This is a genomic window from Sphingosinicella rhizophila (assembly GCF_032378825.1).
In the GTDB taxonomy this organism is placed as follows: domain Bacteria; phylum Pseudomonadota; class Alphaproteobacteria; order Sphingomonadales; family Sphingomonadaceae; genus Allosphingosinicella; species Allosphingosinicella rhizophila.
This window is the reverse complement of sequence record NZ_JAVUPU010000030.1, coordinates 1-457: the sequence shown is the minus strand read 5'-3', so window position 1 is coordinate 457 and position 457 is coordinate 1. Positions and strand designations below refer to the sequence as shown.

The window sequence follows — 457 nt, the reverse complement described above, 5'->3', positions numbered from 1 at the left end:
TTTTCGAACACCGGAATGTGCGGCTCGATGCCCTTCTCGTGCACCAGCCAGCCAAGGTTCGCAGCATCTCCATAGCCAGTGTCGGCGGCAAGGCGCTCGGGCCAGATGCCGAACCGCTCCTGGGTTCGATCGAGCATCACGCGCTGGGCGGTCACTTCGGCCTGGCGCACGGCGGTGGTCGCCTCGACGTCCATGATCACGGCGTGCTTCAGGTCGATGAGATAGTTGGTGCAGTAGGCGAAGAAGGCGAGCCCGCCACTGGCGGCGGTCCAGCGCGAGGCAGGATCGGCCGCCGAGATGAGCTTGGGCACGACCGGCGTCGCCCCGCCGAAAGCCGCCTCGTCGAGCACGACCAGATACTCGCGCACCGCATGGCCGGGATCATCGGGCGGCTCCCACTCGTCACCCGGCGTCGAGTTCTGGCGGTTGGCGTCAGCCTTGATCATGCTGGCGTCGA

The 457-nt window shown here is 66.7% G+C and carries 1 protein-coding gene; it reads right to left on the bottom strand.

The features are described from left to right. Positions 1 to 457 (bottom strand): transposase (locus RQX22_RS19260; RefSeq protein ID WP_315728833.1); only part of this gene is annotated, 457 nt, incomplete at both ends.